16 protein-coding genes are annotated in these 19,219 nt (G+C 45.7%); 5 read left to right on the top strand and 11 right to left on the bottom strand.

The features are described 5' to 3' along the window. Positions 1-147 precede the first annotated feature (147 nt). Complete coding sequence (locus NSQ50_RS04870; protein WP_036676525.1) at positions 148-333, bottom strand: H-type small acid-soluble spore protein; 186 nt, start codon at positions 331-333, stop codon at positions 148-150. A 31-nt stretch (positions 334-364) separates the two neighbouring features. Then, positions 365-535: a hypothetical protein gene (locus NSQ50_RS04865; RefSeq protein WP_155288087.1), complete on the bottom strand. Its 171-nt coding sequence runs from the start codon at positions 533-535 to the stop codon at positions 365-367. Between the two features lie 139 nt (positions 536-674). Here NSQ50_RS04865 and ku point away from each other — a divergent pair, with 139 nt between their 5' ends. Both ku and NSQ50_RS04855 read left to right on the top strand, forming a co-directional pair. Beyond that, positions 675-1,646: a non-homologous end joining protein Ku gene (gene ku / locus NSQ50_RS04860; protein WP_076185058.1), complete on the top strand. Its 972-nt coding sequence runs from the start codon at positions 675-677 to the stop codon at positions 1,644-1,646. Between the two features lie 12 nt (positions 1,647-1,658). After that, positions 1,659-2,606, top strand: a complete 948-nt coding sequence (locus tag NSQ50_RS04855) for an ATP-dependent DNA ligase (RefSeq protein ID WP_076129231.1) — start codon at positions 1,659-1,661, stop codon at positions 2,604-2,606. Positions 2,607-2,643: 37 nt separating this feature from the next. On the opposite strand, the gene NSQ50_RS04850 is transcribed toward NSQ50_RS04855, so the two are convergent. The 4 genes from NSQ50_RS04850 to NSQ50_RS04835 all read right to left on the bottom strand — a co-directional run bounded on the left by NSQ50_RS04850 (position 2,644) and on the right by NSQ50_RS04835 (position 6,748). Then, positions 2,644-3,450: a hypothetical protein gene (locus tag NSQ50_RS04850; protein ID WP_076185056.1), complete on the bottom strand. Its 807-nt coding sequence runs from the start codon at positions 3,448-3,450 to the stop codon at positions 2,644-2,646. A gap of 26 nt (positions 3,451-3,476) precedes the next feature. Further along, a complete protein-coding gene (locus NSQ50_RS04845) occupies positions 3,477-4,292 on the bottom strand; it encodes a hypothetical protein (protein ID WP_076224387.1) in 816 nt (271 codons plus the stop codon). Between the two features lie 705 nt (positions 4,293-4,997). Continuing rightward, positions 4,998-6,182 carry a hypothetical protein gene (locus NSQ50_RS04840; protein WP_076224386.1) on the bottom strand — a complete coding sequence of 395 codons (1,185 nt, stop codon included), beginning with the start codon at positions 6,180-6,182 and terminating at the stop codon, positions 4,998-5,000. Beyond that, complete coding sequence (locus tag NSQ50_RS04835; protein WP_254847714.1) at positions 6,146-6,748, bottom strand: RNA polymerase sigma factor; 603 nt, start codon at positions 6,746-6,748, stop codon at positions 6,146-6,148. The genes NSQ50_RS04840 and NSQ50_RS04835 overlap by 37 nt, the downstream gene beginning before the upstream one ends. A 123-nt stretch (positions 6,749-6,871) precedes the next feature. Between NSQ50_RS04835 and ligD the strand changes: the two genes are divergently transcribed. Next, positions 6,872-7,756, top strand: a complete 885-nt coding sequence (gene ligD, locus NSQ50_RS04830) for a non-homologous end-joining DNA ligase (protein WP_036676536.1) — start codon at positions 6,872-6,874, stop codon at positions 7,754-7,756. Between the two features lie 204 nt (positions 7,757-7,960). Here the strand turns inward: ligD and NSQ50_RS04825 are convergent, their stop codons facing one another. Then, positions 7,961-8,800 (bottom strand): YitT family protein, encoded by an 840-nt coding sequence (locus NSQ50_RS04825; protein WP_248547977.1) that lies wholly within the window; start codon positions 8,798-8,800, stop codon positions 7,961-7,963. Positions 8,801-9,040: 240 nt separating this feature from the next. Continuing rightward, entirely contained in the window at positions 9,041-10,471 is a 1,431-nt protein-coding gene (gene cls, locus NSQ50_RS04820) for a cardiolipin synthase (RefSeq protein ID WP_076129238.1), read from the bottom strand. A 161-nt stretch (positions 10,472-10,632) separates the two neighbouring features. On the opposite strand from cls, the gene NSQ50_RS04815 reads away from it, so the two are divergent. Both NSQ50_RS04815 and NSQ50_RS04810 read left to right on the top strand, forming a co-directional pair. Continuing rightward, complete coding sequence (locus tag NSQ50_RS04815; RefSeq protein ID WP_076185051.1) at positions 10,633-11,913, top strand: M23 family metallopeptidase; 1,281 nt, start codon at positions 10,633-10,635, stop codon at positions 11,911-11,913. A 38-nt stretch (positions 11,914-11,951) separates the two neighbouring features. Next, complete coding sequence (locus tag NSQ50_RS04810) at positions 11,952-12,401, top strand: bactofilin family protein (RefSeq protein ID WP_036676543.1); 450 nt, start codon at positions 11,952-11,954, stop codon at positions 12,399-12,401. An 8-nt stretch (positions 12,402-12,409) separates the two neighbouring features. Here NSQ50_RS04810 and NSQ50_RS04805 read toward each other — a convergent pair whose 3' ends face one another. The 3 genes from NSQ50_RS04805 to gltB all read right to left on the bottom strand — a co-directional run bounded on the left by NSQ50_RS04805 (position 12,410) and on the right by gltB (position 18,884). Further along, positions 12,410-13,198, bottom strand: a complete 789-nt coding sequence (locus NSQ50_RS04805; protein ID WP_036676545.1) for an ABC transporter permease — start codon at positions 13,196-13,198, stop codon at positions 12,410-12,412. After that, positions 13,191-14,117, bottom strand: coding sequence for an ABC transporter ATP-binding protein (locus NSQ50_RS04800; RefSeq protein ID WP_235219382.1), 927 nt, complete (start codon positions 14,115-14,117; stop codon positions 13,191-13,193). The genes NSQ50_RS04805 and NSQ50_RS04800 overlap by 8 nt, the downstream gene beginning before the upstream one ends. Positions 14,118-14,288: 171 nt before the next feature. After that, positions 14,289-18,884, bottom strand: coding sequence for a glutamate synthase large subunit (gene gltB / locus NSQ50_RS04795; protein ID WP_038568924.1), 4,596 nt, complete (start codon positions 18,882-18,884; stop codon positions 14,289-14,291). Positions 18,885-19,219: the final 335 nt, after the last annotated feature.

The following is a 19,219-nucleotide window of genomic DNA, read 5'->3' as shown; positions in this document are numbered from 1 at the left end:
TATATTGGTTTAAATCTTACACCGTCAACCTTGATGTCAGTTATGCTCCAAATCAAAAAAGAGACCTTTACGCAAACTTAAGCATAAAAAGTCTCTTTTTTTAAAAACTATAATTCAGCTTTAACGTACGCTCTAAGTAGACCTTTGTTAGTGCTCTTGCTCTTCGAGTCGTTCAACACCCACAGTGTGCGTATTGGTTGGTCGAGAGCCAACTTGTACCGTAGCCATTCCGTTCTCTTCATCCACATGTTCAATCCAGACAGGCTCCCCATCCAAATGTACACTTACAGTCTCTTTAGAAGCATAAATATCCTGTGCCCGTTTGACGTCCACAACTGTTCTCCTCCTTTATCTTTCCTAAAGTTTACGATTCTAAGGGTGACGTATCTTCGAGGGTTCGTTCTGCATCCAGCTTTTCCGAATCGGATACCTGACTGGCCTCCGTGGGCGCAATAATGCTCTCCCAATCCACAACTGTGGCCGGAATATCCTGCTCGCTCAGCGCATCGCTCCATTCGTTATCTCTTGGTTCCATACCTTAGATTCTCCTCCTCAACTTCACAGGTCCGAATTTATTTTTTCCCAAGCTTCTCAAAAAATGCACCCGGCTAGAAAAGCCTTTCCTGCCTCATACTAACCCAAAGCAAATCAACTTAGATCAGGAGGTGTTTCTCATGCATACCGTTTGGAAAGGAGCCATCAGCTTCGGGCTTGTGCATGTTCCGGTTAAAATGTTCTCCGCTACGGAAGACAAGGACATTTCTCTGCGTTATATCCATAAGGAATGTGGCAGCCCACTGTCGTATGTACGCAAATGCCCGGTATGTGACAAAGAGGTAGCTTGGGAAGAGATCGGTAAAGGATATGAGTATGAAAAAGGGAAGTTTGTGCTCTTCGACAAAGAGGAATTGGATCAACTATCCGACGAGACCAGTAAAAGCATCTCCATTCTCGACTTTGTAGACCTGACGGAGATCGATCCGATTTATTTTCAAAAAACCTATTATTTATCCCCGGATCAGGCAGGATCAAATGCTTATCGACTTCTTATGGAGGCCATGAAGCAGACAGGTAAAATTGGCATCGCCAAAATTTCAATCCGCTCAAAAAGCAGTCTGGCAGCGATCCGTGTGCTTGAGGATTGCCTTGCGATTGAGACCATTTTTTATCCCGATGAGGTGCGGCCGATCTCGCAAGTGCCTGGTCTGCCCGAAGCAGGGACAGTGAACGATAAAGAGCTGGAAATGGCTAAGCTGCTGATCTCACAGCTATCCACTCCTTTTGATCCGGCAAAATATACCGATGATTATCGCCAGCGTATGCTTGATCTGATCTCACATAAAATTGCAGGCGAGGAATTTCATATCGCTCCTGCTAAACAGGAAAGCAATGTGATTGATCTAATGGCTGCCTTGCAGGCTAGTATTCAAGCTGTGCAGCATATTCCTTCAGACCCTGGTCCTTCATTAACAGGCAACACAAAAACCAAAACTAAAGCGGCTCCTGCTGCCAAAAGAAAAACAGCCAAGACCAAAACAACCGCCGCGGAACCTGCGGAGCAGCAAAACGAGGTCTCCGGGCCGACTCCAGTCATCACGCCAAAACCGAAACGCCGCAGCACGAAAAGCAAAACAACCGTATCTTAGGAGGCTCTGCGGATGAAGCTTCAGCCCATTATTCCTTTTGAACCTATACTGGCTGGGCAGCTTCCAGCAGGTGACCAGTGGATCGCACAAATTAAATGGGACGGCGTACGGATGTTGTCCTATTACGATGGAAGCACTACTCAGCTTATTAACAGACGTGGCAATTACCGTACCACGCAATATCCAGAACTTATTGATGTATCTGCTTACTGCAAGGCTGACTCCGTGATTCTTGATGGTGAGATTATCGCACTCAAGGACGGCAAACCCTCATTTCATGAGGTGATGCGGAGGGACAGTTTGAAAAACGGTTCCACAATTTCCGTCGTTAGGCATCAGGTTCCTGTCATTTATATGATTTTTGATATTCTGTTTTATAATGGCCAATCTACGATGGATCAACCATTATTCTTGCGGCAGCAGCTGTTAAGTGACATTCTGCTGCCGCATCCCCATGTTCAAGCTGTGCCAAGTTATACCGATCCTACAGAACTGTTCGCCGCCACTCAGAACCAGGGCTTGGAAGGAATCGTCTGCAAGGACATTAACAGTACTTATGCTCCGGGCGGAAAAGATAAACGTTGGCAGAAACGCAAAATCAGTTCTGATATTACAGCTGTAGCCGGGGGTGTGACGTTCCGTGACGGTATCGTCAACGCACTGCTTCTTGGTCTTTATGATGATAAAGGAAATTTGCATTATATCGGACATACCGGTCCGGGAAAATTGACTGTACAGGATAAACGCGACTTAACTGCGGAGGCACACCGCCTTAAGCTGGATCGGATGCCCTTTGCAGATGTTCCACAACGAGGTAAGGGTGCTTTTTGGATAAAGCCGGAGCTCGTCTTCAAAGTTCATTTTCTGGAATGGAACACCTCGGGCACTCTGCGTCAGCCTGTTACTCAAGCTAAAGTGGATCTTCCCCCGGAGGCATGCACAATGGAGCAAAAAGGATAAAAGAACGTCCTCCCAATCTGAAATGGGAGGACGTTTCTTATTGTGCTGTAAAACTTGTTACAAGGGCCTCAAGCTCTGCCTTTGTCTGCGCAGTATTTTTTGTACTCGTAAGTGTATAATCGACACTTCCATCAGCACTGGACCATACCAGCTGGACTTTAAGATCACCGTGATGAGGCCCAAAAACTGTGTAAATCGCCTCAACCCCGTTGATGGTCAAGCTCTCATCCTGATCCCCAGGCAGCTGGGCCAAAGTCACCCCTTCCGGTAGCGTGTATGCAGGTGCAGATCTTAAATTCAACCTCTCTCCATTTCGTAGATAGGTGATAGAGGTTTCTGTATTGCTCCACTTCAAGCTTTGCGAAATCACCTTTTTACCACCAGCTTGGGCTTTAGCTTTTAACTGATCCCTAAGGGTTTTATACTCTGAGCTAAAAAACATTGGAATCACTGGATTTAAAACGACATCCTGTAACTTATAATCCTCTGGTAGAGAAGTAGGTATCAGGAGTGACTTCCCGCTTAATGAAAGTAACTTCTGCGCCGCTTCGTTTATAGAACTGAATCTATATGGCATATAGCTTATACTCAAGGTTTCATGTGGATTAGATTTCTTATCATTTACATACAGGATCTTAAGTTCGCCTGCTTGTAAGGGAACTGTATTTTCTTTGGCAATCAAAGCTTCAATCGTTGAAGATATGGGCGTATTCTGCTCAACGGGTGCGGTAGCTTTACTTTTATTATTACTCCCCGCAGGCACTGCGCCTGCTGTTCCACTCACCGCACTTATCAATACTAATAAGCTTAAGGCTGTAATCGCCGCGCTTTTCTTAATCATCATTATAATATCCTCCTTTAGCCCCTTGGTTATTTGATCATGGTTTTAGCTACCGCCAGCATTTCATTTGTCGTCAGCGTACTGGCCCGATTGTCTGAAAGGGTATATTGTATCGTGCCTGAGTTATCCAGCCATACTAGCTTTGTGTTAAAGCTTGCGTCTTTAGCGGAATCAGTTGTAAGTACTACTTTTCTGCCGTTGACCGTTAATTCTTTCTTAGATTCCGAAGCTCTTACAAAAGGTACCGCTCCTTCCGGAAGTTTGGATGACGGCGACCCAGTTACAATGCTAAAATTGGCTTTTCCTTTCGCATACAGCTGCATAGACAAATTCGTCTGGTTCCAGCTGATGATTTTACTAAACAACTGTTTATTAGAATTACCAGCAACCGCTGCTGCCTTCAATTCCTGCTCTAGTTGCAAATACAGCTCTGAATCATTAGCTACAGCCGGTGGATAGATGATGGCTCTCTCCAGAGTGAAGCCTTTAGGAAGATTTCCGGGCTGCGGAATAGACGGACCCCTTAGCGCTTTAAACTTCGCAGCAAAGGATTTATAGTCCTTAAAAACAAACCCTTTGCCAGAGAAGCTGATCGCATCCTGTGGATTGGAGACTTTATCCCGTACGTAGTAGGCCAAAAGCGTACCTTCCTTCACTCCAGCTACGAGTGCCTGCAATTCCTTTTGGGTCTTCTGATCGGTTTGTGATGCAACCTGCGCTCCTGATGCCGCCGCAATTGTAAGAGACAAGCCGGGTACATCCACACCCCCCGCCACTCCTGTTCCCAGCAAGATTGCTGCAGAGAACGTGATAACTGTTTTTTTGAAATCAGAATGGAGCTTCAATTTCTAACATCCTCTCCTTCAATAAGGTAAATGTATTTTCACCCCTGTTTTTTAACTACACTTCTATAACAATCCAACATTAGAAAAAGGGACATTTTCTCACAAAAAAAGAGGCTGTCCCAAAAGCCATGAAATAGTTGCTTGGGACAGCCTCTTTTTTGTTCTTAACATTACAAGTGACGCATCAAGTGACGCTCCTAATGATGCAATAAGTGAAGTACTTATAGAACAATTGAGGAATTTCTCCCTAAACCTCAGATATTTCTGTTCATTGGACCTATAATTAGGGAAAACTTCCCTGAAATTCAGCCAATTCGGCAACGAATAAAGCAATTCTCCTGATTATTAGGGAGGAATTCCCTGATTTCGTTCATTTAGAGCAAATAGCGGCTATTTTCAGGGAGTTTTTCCCTAATTAGTTTAAAGCATTCTATACATTGCACAAACACAGAACGTATCGCCCATAGTCCACCGTCACATATACCACTAATTCCACAAATCATCTACTGCAAGCCGCACGAAAATCATACATAGCACATCGCACATCGCCCACCGTCCCAACCATTAGCATAGAACTCTACGCGTGGCATATCGTCACATGGCACAGTAAAATCCATTATTCCCCTATTCCATAAAAAAGCTGCCTCCCAAGTAGAATTCACTACTTTTGAGACAGCTTCTCCTAATGTACAGTTAGAACAGTAGCTAGTGAATAAAACTGGTGGCAATCTTTTGCCATTGCTCACGAGTCAGTTTACTCTCCTGCTTGTCGCTTAGAGAAAAAACCATCTGGGTGACTTCATCATACCAATACAATCGATTCTGAGAAGACCAGGCATTCTTCCCTTTTCCAGTACCCGCCGCGATAAATATTGCCTCTTTACCTGTACCTGTCACAGACCATTTTTCAGCAGTCTGGCCTTCCAAGATAGACACTTGCATGGTATAACCCTTAAAAACACTCTGCCTTAAGGATAGTGTAATTCCTTGATCTCCCTTGTGGTAGGTAACCTCAGCATTATCTATGGAATTTGCAGCTATCTTCTCCATAAACAAGTTTTGTCCAGTTTTATCGGTTGTAGCCTTTTTTTGAAATTGTTCAAGGATTTCTTCATATTCTGTGTCTAGCGACCTGTATAGGGGAGCTGCATTAAAAGTTCCTTGCTCGAATTCATAACCATCAGCTAACGAGGAAGGCAACCCTGGCCAGAAATCGCCAACAGTTTTTAATTCTTTTACGTAGTCTTGATATTTCGAATACACCGGCGAAATAAAAGCAAACTGCAATTGATTTCCATAGCCTAACCCTAACTCCAGCTTATTTAATTCAGCATCCTTCACATAATAAGCAGCCATTTCCCCAGTGTTTAAACGAGCAAGCACTTGCTCTTTATAAGTCATAGATAATCTCTGATACTTCTCTATCGCAGGCGAGGTTGTCGGATCAGGCGTATTATTATGCACCGTCTTCACAACAGCCTTCCCTCCGCTGTTCACTAGTGTAATAATACCACCTTGGGGTTTTGTGATATCAATTGTAAACTGGCTACCTTGTTCCGATAACTTTCCATGTTCAGACAGCTGCAGAGCACCCAACCCGATAATCCCCAGCAATACAGCCGCGGAGACTCCTGTGAGCACTCTTTTTCTAAACCTAGACGGGTGTTGGGGCATCTCCTTTTGCTTCTGCATAATAGGATCTTCCGGTTCTGGGAACGGCTTCAGCTCGATAACGATGCTCGTCCTTTCACCGCCAACCCTATTCTGTTGTTCATGAATTGCTCTTACCCGCTTCATAACAGCTGCTTTTACATCCAGCTCATCGCAGCTCCCTACCGCATCCATTTTCTTGATCATTTTCTCTTCAACAAAGCTTCGTTGCCGCACCATTCCGTTCCCCCTTTCTGAGCATTCAGCATTTTACCAAGCTTCGTAATCGTTCGCCTGTATTTCTTCTTCACAGCATCAGTATTCTTATCCAGAATCTCCGCAATCTCCGGGAAGCTCTGTTCCTCAAAGATTCTAAGTACTAACAGGTTTCGCTCCTCTGTCTTCAGCTTCGCGAGGGCAAAAGTCAGATGTTCGTTAAATATGTAACGGTCCATCAACTGTTCCGGGCTTTCTGCAGGCGGATCTGGTTGAAAAAGCGCCATAAACTTTATTTGGCTTTGACGTTTGCGGATCAGACTGAGGCAATGATGGTAGGCAATTTTATATAGCCATGAAGAGAAGCTCGCGATAGGGCGGTATGTGCCTATATGCTGATATGCCTTTACCAGAATTTCCTGTACTGCATCCTCCGCTTCAGTACGGCTCCCAAGCAGCCGACAGCAATAGCGGTAAATCGGCTTTTGAAAAGCCTCGACGATCAAGGCATAGGAATCTACCTCGCCTGACTGTACCCGAACAACAGTGTGCTCGATCCCGTCCAAAATCAGCAAACTCCCCTTTCTCATTAACGTATATCCTTATAAGTCTTATGATCATCCAAAAGGGACACTTTGGGAATATTTTTTTCATGAAAAGGAGCAGACTGACACATAATACCTTCATTCCTATCACAGAAAGGAGTTTCCCCGATGCCGGCAGCGATCAAAGGTACAATTACCATCGACGGAGAAGAAATCATCATCACTAACCCAGAGAAGCTGCTGTGGCCTGAATGTGGCATTACCAAACGGATTTATCTGCAAAAGCTCGCTGCACTCTCTCCCTATCTGCTGCGTTATTGCCGAGACCGGCTGCTTACCGTCATTCGTTATCCGCACGGCATCTCTGGAATGTCCTTTTATCAGAAAAATGCGCCTGATCCTCTTCCGGCCTTTGTCCAAACCGCTGTGCACGAGAATATTAACTATATCAAGCTGCAAGGTTTACCTGAGCTGATCTGGCTGGGGAATCTGGCTGCTTTGGAATTCCACCCTTCCCTGCATTATGTAGGCAGCGAGCTGCCCTGTGAGTGGATGATTGATCTTGATCCGTCACTTGAGATCGAACCTCGCATCATGGAAGCAACTGCGATCGTTGGGGCGGTCTTAACCTCTCTTGGCCTCTCCTCTGTACCCAAAACCTCCGGTGCTACCGGGGTGCAAATCATCGTCCCTATCGAGACTGGCGTTACTTTTGATGGATTGCGGAAAATCGGGCATTTTGTGGGTCGTTATGTCACCGAAAAGCATCCCAACCTGTTCACCCTGGAACGTCTAAAAAAGAATCGCGGAGATAAAATCTATTTTGACTACCTCCAGCATTATAGCGGCAAAACATTAGCTGCACCTTACACACCACGTGCAAGACCACTTGCTACAGTTTCTACACCCTTGCTATGGGAGGAGGTTCAGCAAAATGTATCTCCCTCTAATTTTCATCTGCTTAATATCGAGGAACGCCTTCAGCGTATGGGAGATCTTTTAGAGAAAGTGCCCCCACAGCCCGTTGAACAGCTCATTGCTAAGCTCCCATAAAGGAGCAATCCCATAGAAAAAAGACCCTAAAAACAGCAATAAGCCCGCAGCATCAACTACATGCTACGAGCTTATTTGGCGTCCCACTCAAGGACAGAAGGTATACTATATAAGAATACGGCAGGCCGAGCTTTGTTCACCGTATTTATTGCTTTTTTATCCGTAAAAATACCTTCTTTCAGTTAATGATACTTAAGAGCTACGCTAGTGGATGGATTTCTTCTTGAAGCGGCCACCTTTAACATCATGGATGTTACCTATTGCGATGAATGCATCAGAATCCCAATCTTCAACAATGGTTTTAAGCTTAGCTTCTTCCAGACGGGTGATAACTACAAAGATCACTTTCTTGTTCTCACCGGAAAATCCGCCTTCTCCATCTAAATAAGTAACACCACGTCCAAGACGCTCTGTCAGAGCTTCCCCGATATCGCGGAATTTATCACTGATAATCCATACTGATTTCGATTGATCCAGACCCTCAAGGGTGATGTCAATAACCTTAAATGCAATATAATAAGCAATCAGGGAGAACATCGCGTTATTCCAACCGAACACAAATCCAGCTCCGGACAAGATGAACAGGTTGAAGAACATAACTACTTCACCTACAGAGAAGGGAAGCTTCTTGGCTACCAAAATCGCAACAATTTCTGTACCGTCTAGAGATCCCCCGAAACGTACAACCAATCCAACACCTACACCTAGAATGATACCGCCAAACACGGCAGCAAGCATCGGTTCAACTGTAAAGGCCTCTACATGATGCAGCATTGAAGTGCCGATAGACATAAGTAAAATCGCATATAAGGTAGATAAGGCAAATGTCTTACCGATTTGCTTATAACCGATTAACAGGAACGGAAGGTTGAGCAGTGTCAATAATATACCCAGAGGAATGTCAAATAAATGTGATAAAATAATGGAGATACCGGTAATCCCGCCATCAATCATTTGATTAGGTACTAGGAATATCTCAAGTGCAACAGCCATCATGGCGGCCCCTACGGATAACATGATCATACGCTGCGCGAACTTAGCCATTTTATGGGCACCGGTCTTCTGCAGTTTGTTCTGCTCCTCTTTGGTAAACATTTGTGGACTCACATTCATAGAACTCCCCCTACAATTTAACAGTATAGTTTTGAAACATTCGGAAGTATAACTACAATCTATACTTTCTTACATTTCTTCTTATACAATTATTATATCACAAAATATGCTCTAATAATGAATGGAACACGTACTATCCTTCGAAAAATTCAGATTTAGTCCTCTTTCCGGTCATAACAGCGGTGATAACAACTGACATAGCCCTTCACCGAGTTTGACAATTCTCCCTCTCTCCTTAAATTTTACAGGATCAATGAATTCACTGTTCTTTTGATCCTTTTCAAACCCCGCGACTAGCTCTGCTATCGTCTCAGGATGCAGCAAAACCGCTGTCATTTCGAAATTAGAATAGAAGCTGCGCATATCCAGATTCGCACTTCCCACCGTACCCAGCAGATCATCCACAATCATGACTTTGGCATGCATAAATCCTTTGGTGTAGCGATAGAACTTCACGCCTGCATCTTGTAAATTCTCCAGATAAGACAAAGAAGCATGATAAACAAGCTTATTATCAGGCTTTGCCGGAATGATGATTCTAACATCCACTCCACGAAGGACTGCACTCTTCAAAGCACGACAAATCGCAGGGTCCGGAATAAAATACGGTGAAGTAATCCAGATCCGTTCCCTAGCAGAGCAAAAAGCGGCAAAATACATCTCCTGAGAAGCATCGATCGCAGCATCCGGTCCACTTCCTACAATCTGCACGGCCTCTTGCTCCTTGCAAGAGTGCTCAGGGAACAAACGAGGATGACTCATACCTTCACCAGAGGCCAGTCTCCAATCCTTCAGGAAGACATACTGAATATAATAAACAGAATCTCCTTCTAAACGCAGATGGGTATCGCGCCAGTAACCCATCTTGGCGTCCTTTCCTAAGTAATCATCACCGATATTCATTCCCCCCGTAAAACCAATCAATCCGTCCACCACTAGGATCTTCCGATGATTGCGGAAATTAAACCGACGATCCAGTAAAGAACTAATCGGAGGTAAAAAAAAGTGGAACTCCACCCCGGCATTTCTCAGGGTTCGAATAAACCTACGGCTTAATCGATGACTGCCCAGTCCATCACAAAGCAAACGCACCTTTACTCCCTGCCGCGCCTTTCGAATCATAACGTCCTGAAACTGTTCTCCGATCTCATCATCACGATAAATATAAAATTGCATGTGGATATGTTCTTTTGCCTCTTCCATGGCTTCCAGCATAGCGTCGTAAGCTTCTCTTGCAGTTGACAGCACTCTGCTTTTGTTATGGCCTGTAATAGGCCCTTCCGAGAGCTTTGCAAGCAAAACCAATAAACCCTCGTTATTCTCAAACTGAGCGTTTCCAGTATCCGACGCTTGTTTTACTACCTTAATCTTACCAGTGACATACGAACGGATTTCCCGGAAGAGTGAAGTACATCTTTTGTTCAATTTTCTATTCTGTCTGTAGTCACGACCTAGAAAATAATAGAATGCCAGACCGAGCGGTGGACAACAGAAGGAAATAAACAACCATGCTATAGCCCTTTGCGGGCGTCGGTACTCCAGAAATACAATCAATGCAATCTGTATGATAAAAAGAATTAGAATTATCGCGAAAATCTTCAATTCTCTACCCCCTCAATTAATAAAAACAGATGCAATAGACTCTCTGCGATGACTCTAGTACAGGTTTTGCCGTAACTCTCCTTCTTTATTCAAACAAACCGTTGTCATGTTCCTGAAAGATATGGAATACATAGAGTAGTAGGACAATTCGGATGAGCCTAATGGAAGAAAAGTCGTTAGCCTCAGGTATCGCAAGCGGCTGCCATAAGCCGCAGAAAGGAGAAGCCATGAAGAGTCAGCCAGATCATAAACGGATTACGCTGCTTGTCGTAAGGGATGCCGGACGTCCAGTCAAACAGCTCCACATCTCCAAACCGCTAGCGTTCGCCTTACCGGCAGCAGCAGCCCTGTCTATCTCCAGTCTGGTCACCTCTATGCATTTCCATGCCTCTCAGTCCATCTCACAGCTAGAAGCCGAGGCAGCCGCACTATCGCTAACCAATCTCCGCATGGAAATGAAGGTCGCCGACAAGGATAAAGATTTAACACAGCTTCGTAGCCAGGTCAGCGAACTTTCGGAAGAGGCAGATAACATTAAAGACAAGCTGAAGAGTGTAAATGCACTGGAACAGGAGCTGCAAGCATTGATTAACAAAAGCAAAGGTGCTGCTGCCGCTACAGACACGAATGAATCTCAACCGGAGAAATCCGCAACAGAAAAATCAAAAGCTGGATCGGCCACTTCAAATTCAACATTAGGTTTATCGAACCGTCTTTCTTCTCCTGTTCCTAAAGAGACTTCCTTTAAGCAGAGTACAGAAGAGAACTCATCTTCCACTTCTCTATCCGCCATAAGTTTCCGCTTTGGGGCCATCACCGCAGCCCTTCCAAAAACACTCACCCCGCAGGTTGGTGGAGAATACATCGCGGTGTATCAGAACGACGCTACGAGCTTGGTGGAAGAAACTAAGGATGACTTTGAGGAGATTCACGGGATGCTTGATGAAATGGTGGAAAGTATCACACAGACGATCACACAGGCAGAGCATGAAAATAACGTACAGGCAAATCTGCAAGCTCAAAAGGCCCGTGCAGAAAAGGCTAAACTTAACGCTGTACCGCTCTGGCCTACCGAGTCCAAAGTCATTTCTTCAAGCTTCGGCTACCGCTCAGATCCATTCAAAGGTTTGTCTGCGTTCCATTCCGGTGTCGATATTGCTGGGAACATCGGTGATCCTGTATATGCTGCCTTAGATGGCGAGGTTATTACTGCGGAACAAATGGGCGCACGCGGAAAATACATCGTGATTAAGCATTCAAATGGATTGGAAACCTGGTACATGCATTTGAACGGAATGATCGTATCTGCGGGAGACAAGGTTAGCAAAGGGCAGAAAATCGGCTTGCTTGGAAGCACTGGCCGAAGCACAGGTCCTCATCTTCATTTTCAGGTTGTGAAGCAGAATAAAACAGTCAACCCTTTGGCGTATGTCAAACCCTAAAGGGTTGCATTTAATTTCAAAATAGGAGGAATTTATAAATGTGGAACAAACGGCAGCAGCGTGTCCCCTTTAAATCTACCGATTCCCTAATTGGGCATGGAGGAACACTGGAGGGTAAGGTGCAATGTGATACAAACCTGCGGATTGAGGGTACCTTTAGCGGTGAGATTATTTGCAGTGGTGTCGTGACTGTAGGAGAAGAAGGAACAGTGCGCTCCAGTATTAAAGCGGAAGAAATCGTGATTGCCGGCAAAGTATACGGGGATGTTACCGCAGACCGCAGACTCATTATGACCGGAACCGGGGAGTTACATGGCAATATTTCAGCAGGAGCACTTAGCATTATGGAAGGCAGCCTCCTGAATGGCTCCATTGCCATGCAAGAACAGCCCACCTCTGAAAAAGCAGGTGAGCCCAAAAGTAATATAAAAAAGGACAAGGCAGCCAAGCGCTCCTCCAAAGCACAAGGAACACTCGAAGCCGGCTAGACTTATTTCTATGAGGCAACGTCCCTTTTACGGAAGACAATCCAGGAAATGGCCAGGAATAGGATATAGTACACCGTTAGTACAGCTATGGAGAAGCCAAGTGTAGAGCCCCCCGGACCCGTATCCGACAATAGGTAGCCTCTTAGATCCATATGTGTGAAGATCAAGTATTGGGCCCATTCAAACCGTTCTGGACTAAAAATAACCGTAAAAATACTCTTGGCAAACATAATAAATAAGGATAATCCAATAGCCAGTCCACTTGCGCGGAATACGCTAGATACCATGAAAGCCAGAGCAGCGGTCAGGAAAAGCTCAATGTAACGACATAGGAGATCTAGGAAGGAATATTCCGCTGGGCTCCAAGCCGTAATGGATGACATCGTATCTCCCGAAGATGAGGAGAAGATTAACGAAGCAGCAAAGCCAAAAGCAATCAATACTGCGGTGCTAAGCAAACTGAATAACACCATGGAAATATATTTCGAGAGCAGGATCTTGGAGCGACTCCACGGGCGAATCAGCAGCAGCTTGATGGTTCCCCAGGTAAATTCGCCCGCTACGGAGTCAGAAGCCACTACAACGGTAAATATTGTATTCAAGAAGAACGCAATACTCACCGTCATCTGAAAGTTGTCCCAAAGCCCCATAAGCGATGAATCGCCTTCGCTTGTGAAATAAATAAGCGCAGGAAGCAGCACGCTCATCACTGCAAGAATAAGCAGCATAATCCATGTGCGGACACGGCTGTATATTTTGATATTCTCATTATGTATGAGAGCTGTAAATTCACCCAATTCCTTCACCTCCTGTAACCTCTAAGAATTGATCCTCCAGCGTACGGGCAAGGGCTCTGATGCTATACACCTTAATCCCACCTGCCACTAGCTTGGCATTTAATTCTGCGATCTCCTCACGCTCTGCCTCAAGCACAAGTCCCCCACTCTTAAATACTCCACGTCCAATGAGGGCTAGCGCAGCTTCAGCATTATCAACCTCGAACAAGGTTTCTCCCAGAGGCATTGCAGTATTGCCTACCCCTTTCAGCTGCTTCACATCCACCAGTCGTCCATTTTGGATAATCGCCACGCTGTCACACATGAGCTCCATCTCGGAAAGTAAATGACTGGAGACGAATACAGTTGTTCCTTCTTCCTGACATAAACGTCGTAAATAGTCTCTAAGCTCGCGTATCCCTTGTGGATCCAGGCCGTTGGTTGGCTCATCTAGAATCAGCAGCTTGGGTCTGTGCAGCAGTGCCTGAGCCACTCCCAGCCTCTGACGCATTCCCAGTGAATAGGTCTTAACTTTGTCATGAATTCTTTGACCTAGTCCAACTAGCTCGACGACCTCGTCTATCCGTTGCTTCGTTACCCCTGGCACCATCCGTGCATATTGGCGCAGATTCTGATAACCGGATAGGAACTTGTACATCTCAGGATTTTCTACAATGGCCCCTATATTTGCGATAGCCTCTTCAAAATGGTTTTTAATACTACGGCCACAGATCAAGATGTCTCCACGACTAATGGAAATCAACCCCACCATCATCCGTATTGTAGTAGTCTTACCTGCTCCGTTGGGCCCCAAAAAACCGAAGATTTGTCCAGGCGGGATGTCCAGCGTTAAATCGCTCACCAGCGTTTTCGAGCCGATTTTTTTGGTGACTCCCTGCAGGCGGGCAACAGGCTCCATCAATATTTCTGTATTCGACATAGTCTCACTTCCTTTCATCTATAACCTAGTTTACCACATATACCCTTTTTCCCGAAAATCACTAGAGGATACGAGTCTGCCATCTAAAAAAAAGGAACCTGACTTCTCCGGCATTAGGAAGAGTCAGGTTCCCTTATTCATTTAATTCCTATTTCATTCAGGTACAGCAGTTTAGCCGCCAACACGGGCAAGCTCGCGCATATTCGCTTCAAATGCAGCCATCAACGCAGCTTCTCCGGTCAATCCGGTTTGTTCTACCTTGCGAATTTGCTCCATCATCCGTTTGTAATCCTTCGGAATGACACGAACGAAGTTCGGCAAGCTATCTGCCCACTGATCCAGTACCCGTGCGCCAGCCGCACTACCTGTAAGCTCGGTATGGCGGATAATCAGCTCACGCAGCTCTTCGATCTCCTCAGACTCTTCCACTCTCTCGAGCAGTACCATTTCGAGATTGCAGCGGCCGATGAAGGTTCTATCCGGGTCGTAGACATAAGCGATACCGCCTGACATCCCTGCCGCAAAGTTACGGCCAGTTTCACCAAGGACAACCACTCGGCCTCCAGTCATGTATTCACAGCCGTGGTCACCCACGCCTTCTACAACAACCTTCGCTCCGGAGTTACGGACGGCAAAACGTTCACCAGCGATACCGTTGATATAAGCTTCTCCACCTGTTGCACCGTAGAATGCAGTATTTCCGATAATGATATTGTCCTCAGCAGCAAAGGTAGCTTTCGGAGATGGCTTGATAATAATCTTACCACCTGACAATCCTTTACCTACATAGTCATTGGAATCTCCTTCCACCGTAAGTGTGATCCCCTTAGGCACGAATGCACCCAAGCTTTGACCAGCAGAACCGGTGAAATGAAACCGAATCGTATCATCTGGCAAACCTGCTGCCCCATACTTGCGGGTCAGCTCGCTGCCAAGGATAGTTCCGACGGCACGATTTACGTTCGTGATCGGCAGAGATGCCTCAACAGCCGTACCCGATTCCAATGCAGGTGCTGCCAGGTCGAGCAGCTGCGAGACATCCAGTGTCTCTTCCAGACCATGATTCTGGTATTTACTGCGGAAGCGTGTGCTTCCTTCCGGTAATTCCGGTGTATGCAGCAGGCTGCTCAAATCTATGCCTTTCTTCTTCCAATGCTTCGACGCCTGAGTTGCGTCTAGGCAATCGGTACGGCCTACCATCTCTTCAATTGTACGGAAGCCGAGACTTGCCATAATTTCACGTAGATCCTGTGCCACGAAGGTCATAAAGTTAACTACATGCTGCGGATCCCCAGTAAAGTTCTTACGAAGATCCGGATTCTGGGTAGCTACACCAACCGGACAAGTATCCATTTGGCAGACACGCATCATAATACAGCCAACAGATACTAGCGGAGCAGTAGCAAATCCATACTCTTCAGCCCCAAGCAATACAGCTACAGCCAGATCGCGGCCGCTTAACATTTTACCATCTGTTTCTAGAACAACACGGTCACGCAGATTGTTGAGCATCAATGTCTGATGGGTTTCAGCCAAGCCAAGCTCCCACGGAAGACCCGCATGACGAATAGAGTTCATCGGTGATGCCCCTGTACCTCCATCATAGCCACTAACCAAGATAATATCAGCGCGCCCTTTGGCTACACCAGCAGCAATCGTACCCACTCCAACTTCCGATACGAGCTTAACATTAATGTTTGCACGTGGATTTGCATTCTTCAGATCATAGATCAGCTCTGCCAAATCCTCGATTGAGTAAATATCATGATGCGGTGGAGGTGAGATCAGACCGACACCTGCTGTTGAGCCACGTACTTCAGCGACCCAAGGATAAACTTTACGTCCTGGAAGCTGTCCACCTTCCCCTGGTTTAGCGCCCTGAGCCATTTTAATCTGGATCTCATCAGCGTTAACTAGGTAGTTCGAGGTAACACCAAAACGTCCGGAAGCTACTTGTTTAATCGCACTGCGGCGTGAATCACCATTGCTATCCGGAATATAGCGAGCTGGATCTTCGCCGCCTTCCCCCGTATTACTCTTGCCACCGATACGATTCATCGCAATGGCCAGTGTCTCATGTGCTTCCTTACTAATGGAACCAAAGGACATTGCACCCGTCTTAAACCGTTTCATAATAGACGATGCCGGTTCTACTTCTTCCAGTGGAATCGGTTCATAGGCTGACTTGAATTGCAACAAGGAACGAAGCGTCAATTGCTTCTCGCTTTCTCCTTGAACAAGGGCAGCATATTTCTTGTACATATCATAATTCCCACTACGCACAGAGTGCTGAAGCAGATGAATGGTCTGTGGATTGAAAAGATGCTCTTCCCCATCATTACGCCATTGATAATCGCCACCGGAATCAAGCACCTTATCATTTCCGTCTTTTTCTGTAAAAGCACGGTTATGATGGATAAGTGCCTCAGTTGCCACTTCCTCCAGGCCAATACCGCCAATCCGGGAAGGTGTCCAAGTAAAGTAGCGATCCACGAACTCAGAGTTCAGACCCACAGCTTCAAAAATCTGCGCACCGCGGTAAGATTGAATCGTCGAAATTCCCATTTTGGAAAGAATCTTAACTACGCTCTTAGTCGCAGCTTTAATATAGTTCTTCACTGCTTTTTCATGCGAGATTCCCCGCAATAAGCCTTGGCCGATCATATCATCCAAGCTTTCAAAAGCCAGATAAGGATTTACTGCGCTCACCCCATAACCGAGCAGCAGCGCATAATGATGGACTTCACGTGGTTCACCGGATTCCAGCAAAATACTTACTTTCGTCCGTGTTCCTTGGCGGATCAAATGGTGATGCAGACTCGATACCGCAAGCAGCGCTGGAATCGCAGCATTCTCACTGTCCACACCGCGGTCAGTCAGAATCAGAATGTTATGCCCTTTAGCCATAACACGGTCAGCAGCCTCGTTCATGCGCTCAAGCGCGATGCGTAATCCTTCTGCCCCAAGCTCAGCTGGGAAAAGAATTGGAATAGACATCGATTTGAAGCCTGCACGGCGAACATGGCGAATCTTAGCAAAATCTTCGTTCGAAAGAATTGGCGTTTGCAGCGAGATCTGGCGGCAGCTTTCCGGTTCCGGTTTAAGCAAATTACGCTCTGGTCCAATCGTAGTCGTTGTGGATGTAACCAGCTCTTCACGAATGGCATCGATGGGTGGATTCGTTACCTGAGCAAACATTTGTTTGAAATAGTTATAGAGACGTTGCGGGCGGTCCGAAAATACAGCGAGTGGAGCATCATAACCCATGGAACCGACAGCTTCAGCACCAGTAGATGCCATTGGCTCAAGCACCTTGCGCAAGTCTTCAAAAGTATAGCCGAAAGCCTGCTGTAGCTGTTGTACATTGTCATGCTTAGGATTTGGCAGTTCAGGCGCATCCGGAAGCTCATCAAGACTGATCAAATGCTCATCCAGCCACTGGCGATAAGGCTTCTCAGAGGCGATAGCCGATTTAACTTCCTCATCCGAGATAATGCGGCCTTCCTTCGTATCCACGAGCAGCATGCGTCCAGGTTTCAGGCGGTCTTTATATAAGATGTCCTCTGCTGGAATGTCCAGTACACCGGCTTCTGAGGATAAAATAATCATATCGTCTTTCGTTACATAATAACGAGCAGGACGCAGACCGTTACGGTCCAGAATAGCGCCGATTTGTATCCCATCGGTAAAGCCCATTGCAGCAGGCCCGTCCCATGGCTCCATTAGAGTACTGTGATATTCATAAAATGCTTTTTTATCAGCATCCATACTATCATGATTGCTCCATGGTTCAGGAACCATCATCATGGCTACCTGTGGCAGGGAGCGTCCGCTCAAATAGAGAAACTCAAAGGTGTTATCGAACATTGCAGTGTCCGATCCATCCGGGTTAATAACAGGCTTGATCTTGTTCAGATCTTCACCAAACACTTCGCTCTTGAACAATGACTGGCGTGCATGCATCCAGTTCACATTACCACGCAAGGTGTTGATCTCACCGTTGTGGATCATAAAACGGTAGGGATGCGCACGTTCCCAGCTTGGGAAGGTGTTCGTGCTGAAACGGGAGTGAACTAACGCGATCGCTGATTCCAGCTCTTCGTTCTGCAAATCCAGGTAGAATTGTCCGACTTGTTCTGTAGTCAGCATGCCCTTGTATACAATCTTACGGCACGACAAGCTTGGTATATAGAAGGATTCAGCCTCTTCTACACCACCGTAACGAATGGCAAGCTCCGCACGTTTGCGGATAACATAAAGCTTACGTTCAAAAGACAATTCATTCGTGACCGAAGCCGAGCGGCCGATAAACACTTGACGCACAAAAGGCTTAGCAGCTTTCGCTGTCTTGCCAAGCATTTCATCATAGGTAGGCACATCACGATAGCCGAGTACTATTTGACCTTCTTCAGCAATAATATTGCTTAAGAGGGCTTCATGCTGCGCCCGAACTTCTTCGTTATGAGATAAAAAGATCATGCCCACGCCATAATGGCCTTGTTCCGGCAAAGTAAAGCCTAGCTTCTGAGCTTCACTTGCAAAGAAACGGTGCGGAATTTGAAGCATGATACCTGCTCCGTCACCAGAGTTGGGTTCGCTACCTTGGCCTCCCCGATGCTCCATATTAAAGAGCATTGTCAAAGCATTACTTACGATATTGTGAGACGGTGTGCCTTTAATATGAGCTACAAATCCCATGCCGCAAGCATCTTTTTCGAACTGGGGATCATACAGGCCCTGTTTTACGGGCAGTTCAGTGTGTTTCATCGAACGCAACCTTTCTATTATAAAGTATGCAATGTCTTAGGAAAATTTTTCACATGAAAATCTTAATAATTATTCAATCCAGATTAGTGCTATTATTTTATCACCGAGGTAACATCAGCGCAATTTAAACTTTTTTATGATGCTGATTAACATTTGTTTTTGCATCACAGCTTTAGCGAGTAAAAGTTTAAAAAAACTTCACAATGCATAATTATACATGAATAACGCATAAGTGCATATGCAATGAAAGCGTTACAAGATTTTTCATCCCTTCTAATATGTTTGCAAGAAAAAGGGTTTTTATGATTTTAAATCAAAAAAAGCGTCTCCCGGAG

The sequence above is a fragment of the Paenibacillus sp. FSL R10-2788 genome (genome assembly GCF_038003885.1).
Classification (GTDB): Bacteria; Bacillota; Bacilli; order Paenibacillales; family Paenibacillaceae; genus Paenibacillus_AQ; species Paenibacillus_AQ odorifer.
Note: the sequence above shows the minus strand (reverse complement) of the source record. Positions and strands in the feature narration are given on the sequence as shown.